The following is a 4314-nucleotide window of genomic DNA, read 5'->3' as shown; positions in this document are numbered from 1 at the left end:
GTCCTTTACGTGCACCAGCTCTTCCAGTTGCAGGTTTTGTGCCGATATATCTTTATTTTGCAAGGCCAGTTGTTCACTAAGCTTTCTTTTTTGTGTGTAGTTTCTAAACAGGATGAAAGCAAGCACCAGCAAAAATATAGCGCTCCCGGTTAGTATATCCCGCCTCAATTTTACTTCCTCCAGTTTCTTCTGCCCTATTATCTTATCCTTATTCAGCAGGTTAATTTGAATTTGCTTTTGTTCCAGTTCATAGCTTGATTGGATAGTCCTGATAACTTTTTCTTTTTCCGCGGTTTTCAGACTGTCGGTTAAGGCAACTTCAAGGTTCCGATAGTAGAGCGCTTTTTTATAACTGCCTTTTTTTTGATTGGTTAGGTACAGCACGTTGTAGGCAGTTGCAATAAGTTCAACAATACCCGATTTTTTGCTTTCCTCCAGCCCTTTTTGTGCATACAGCATACCGGCCTTGTATTTACCTGTATAATAGCAAGTAAGGGCCAAACCAGTATGGCAATAAGCAACACCTTCATCATCACCGGTTTTTTGTGCAATATCAAGCGATTTGTAAAAATAAACCTGTGCCAGCGGGTAATTTTTTTTGGCGACGTAGTTTTCGCCAATGTTATACAAGGCAATAGCTGCAGTGGCGAGGTCTTTTCCTTTTTTAGCTATGATCAACGCCTGGTTATTATAAGCTATGGCCGAATCAGGCTGCCCTTTTTTCTTAAATATTTCGCCTAAGTTTATCAGCAGGCTAACTACACCCTGATGCGTGGGATCATTTTGCTTCAGGGCTATTTTATAAGCTAAGCGGTTATAATAAAGCGCTTTGGGATAATCCCCCATACTGATGTACATGCCGCTAATATTATTATATTCATTCCCGCTTAACCCTTCCATCCCCAATTTTTCGCTGATGCGCAAACATTGAAAATGGCATTCCAGCGCTTCGGGCCATTTTCCCTTGTATCCCAGGGCTACCCCTTTCGACACATATGCCAGCGCTATCCCTTTTTCAAAATGAATTTTTTGTGCCAGATCAAGCGATTTTTGCGCCATTAAAAGCGCGCTGTCGGCATTTTTACCCCAGTATTGCCTGGAAATAGCATAGTAGGTATTTACCCTGTCGGTATCGTGTTTTGCTGTATTAAGCCGCTCAAACAGCCCCTTTACAGAATTAGCCTGCGCCAGGCAGGATGATGCGGCGGTAATGGTTAGCACACTATATATAACAATGTACCTTATATACAGGTATAATTTATGCGTAAGTAAGGGTTTTCCCATACAGTATAGTTTAATTAATTGGAGCCGTTAATATAAGGCTAAATGAGCAGTATTAATAAGATATTTTATTTCTTATGGATTATATGAATAAGGTATTACTATATTATCCTTTATCATATGTTAGTTAAGGCGGCATAGGTATTTTAACCTATGTCGCTATTATCAAAAAAATATTTATCGCCATTATTTTCAATTGACGAAAAAATAAAGATTCACTTAACCTACAAAAATTAAAGGTCAATTGAAGCAAAATATTGAAAAAATTGCTTCGGAGTTCGATCACGAAACAATACAGAAAACAAATGTCAGCATTAGAATAGCCAATTTACCCATATTTCCATAACTGCTTACCTTGGGCAAATTTACCAGCARCCTACCCAAAACGCTGAACCAACTAACGGAATCTGGCCTTGGATATCAGCAACCGCCCTAAGTCAGCAATAGTTACATTCCCCCTGTCCTCCTTTAGCGAAAGACAGTTGCGGAAATTATCAAGTCTGCGACTTCTTTAGGATGGCTTATATAGACACTATGGCTTGCTCCGTCTACTTCCACTGTTTTTTTACTATTGGCCCTTTTGGCATACATCCGTTCTAAATCCGGGTTAATAATCCTGTCGGATTTTGCCACCATATACCAAACAGGTTTTGTTTTCCAGGCCGGATCCTGGATGATGGCATGGAATACCAGGTCGGCTGTAGGCGTCTGAGAATTAGCCATAAAATCTGCTGTGGGTTTTGGCAAGTCGCCTGAAAAATCAGCGGCAAACATTTTTGGGTCAATGTAGTCCCAGCCGTCACTTCCCTTGATCAGTGATTTATAGGCAGCCGGGAAAATTTTGCCGTTGCCAGCTTCAGATTCGCCTTGATCTGGTGCATGTGCGGCAATATATACCAGCCCGCGAACCAGGGAGTCATTACCAGCCGTTGTTATTACGGCACCTCCATAGCTATGCCCTACCAAAATGCAAGGCCCGTCCTGCTGGTTAATTATCCGTTTTACCGCAGCTACATCGCCTTCAAAGGTAGTCAGCGTAGTTTGGACAATGCTGACCTTGTAACCTTTTTTGGTGAGGATGTCATAGACCGGCTGCCACCCGGACCCATCTACAAATGCGCCATGAACAAGCACAATGTTTTGGATTCTTGCGGGGACCTGGGCTTGTAATGCTGAGACGAAAATCGTCATGATAAAAATAACCAATGTTTTAAATATGCGGATGCCGCGGTTGGGATTTAATTTCATGGTGTGTGTGTTTAATATTTGTTTATAAAATGACAGAATGCCCTCATTTTCAATTCAGATGCCTGAAATCCGACGGTGACTTACCTGTTTTGTTTTTAAATATTTTTGTGAAATGAGAGGGGTGTTCAAAGCCGAGATCAAAAGCAATTTCACTGATGTTTTTCTCTGTGCCCCATAGCAAGGACTTCGCTTTGTCTACCAGTTGCAGGTGGATATGTTCCAGGGTAGTTTTCCCGGTATACCTGTTCAGCAGGTCGGAAAGATAATCAGCAGAGAGATTGAGCCGCGATGCGAAATATTTTACATCTGGAAGGCCGTCATTGATCAGCGAATCCTTTGAAAAATAGTCCAGCAGCAGGTTTTCAAACTGCTGGACCAGGTCCTGACTGGGTTTGGAACGTGTGAAGAACTGCCTGTCGTAAAAACGGTTACAGTAGTTGAGCAGTAATTCAACGTTATTTACGATCAATTCCTGTGAATGTTTGTCTATGTTTTGCGAATACTCCTGCACCACGTTATCCGCGCAGTTACGCAATGTCTTCTTTTCATCCTCGGATACGTGCAGGGCTTCATTGGCATCGTACTGAAAAAATGAGTATCCATGTATCTTTTTGCCCAGCCCGGTCCGGTACAGCAAATCAGGGTGAAAGAATAACCCCCAGCCGTCATCATAGGAAATGTAGCGCTGTGTAGCAACAGCCTGCCCCGGTGCGGTAAACACCAATGTGCCCTGATCAAAATCGTAATGTGAGCGCCCGTAGCCCATTGATCCTTTTAACTGTTTAAGATACACAGCATAAACCCCCAGCCGGAACGCGGTTTCTTTTTCCGGAAAGTTATTCCTGCTGACCTGCTGCAACTGGAGGAAAGAAACCAGCGGATGTTTCGGTGGCGGGCAGTCGTACAGCTTATGCAGCTCATGTATGGTATTGATATCGACAAATGATTGTTGCATATAATTACCGATTAGGAAGTTAAGTAAATTTACTAAAAAGGACTTATACAGGAAACACCCTGCCATTGATGACCCCAGCAAGGCCCGTTCACAAATATGTTTTTGAGTTTAAAAAATTGCGGAACAAAGACCAGGCATGTTTCCCCGGGAACTATATGAACATCCCGCCCGCTATTTCGATGCGTTGGGCATTTACAAAGCGGCTGTCTTCGGATAGCATTGATGCGACAAACATGCCCACATCGTCCGCATTTCCAAGACGTCCGAGCGCAGTCATGCCGGCGATCTGCTCGCGATGGTTATCATCACCTTTCCCACCACCGAATTCAGTGTCAATTGCGCCTGGTGCGACACTATTTACGCGAATCTTCCTTCCGGCATACTCTTTGGCAAAATACCGTGTCAAGCCTTCTATCGCGGATTTAAGAGCACCATATACGGCAACACCAGGAAAGGCGAAACGGGCAAGCCCGGAAGAAATATTAATAACCTGACCACCATCAACAATCAATGGAATCAATTTTTGCGTAAGGAAAAACACGCCTTTAAAATTTACATCCACAAGTTCGTCGAATAACTCTTCGGTTGTGTCCTTGATGAGCATCCGCTGGGATATCCCTGCGTTATTGACAAGATAATCGAAATTCTCCCGGTTCCATTCCCGCTTTAGCACCTGCGAGATTTGATCGGCAAAGCCGTTAAAGGAGCTGGTTTTAGATGTGTCCAATTGCAAGGCAACAGCCTTACCTCCGCTGCTGTTGATGGTATCAGCAACAGCTTTCCCCTGATCGGAGTTGCTGTTGTATGTGAGGATAACATCAATGCCACGT

General features: G+C 43.2%; 4 protein-coding genes. All 4 read right to left on the bottom strand.

Annotated features, from left to right (window positions below; translation table 11 throughout):
* The coding region (locus AC1DPZ_RS22905) for a tetratricopeptide repeat protein (protein WP_477407811.1) at window positions 1–1284 on the bottom strand (1284 nt) is incomplete at its 3' end.
* Window positions 1285–1749: 465 nt separating this feature from the next.
* A complete protein-coding gene (locus AC1DPZ_RS22900) occupies window positions 1750–2529 on the bottom strand; it encodes an alpha/beta hydrolase (protein WP_477407809.1) in 780 nt (259 codons plus the stop codon).
* A gap of 49 nt (window positions 2530–2578) precedes the next feature.
* Entirely contained in the window at window positions 2579–3484 is a 906-nt protein-coding gene (locus tag AC1DPZ_RS22895) for a helix-turn-helix domain-containing protein (protein ID WP_477407807.1), read from the bottom strand.
* A gap of 151 nt (window positions 3485–3635) precedes the next feature.
* Window positions 3636–4314 (bottom strand): SDR family NAD(P)-dependent oxidoreductase (locus tag AC1DPZ_RS22890; protein WP_477407805.1); only part of this gene is annotated, 679 nt, incomplete at its 5' end.

The organism is Mucilaginibacter sp. P4_G9, from assembly GCF_056400985.1.
This window is presented reverse-complemented; position numbering and strand designations above follow the sequence as displayed.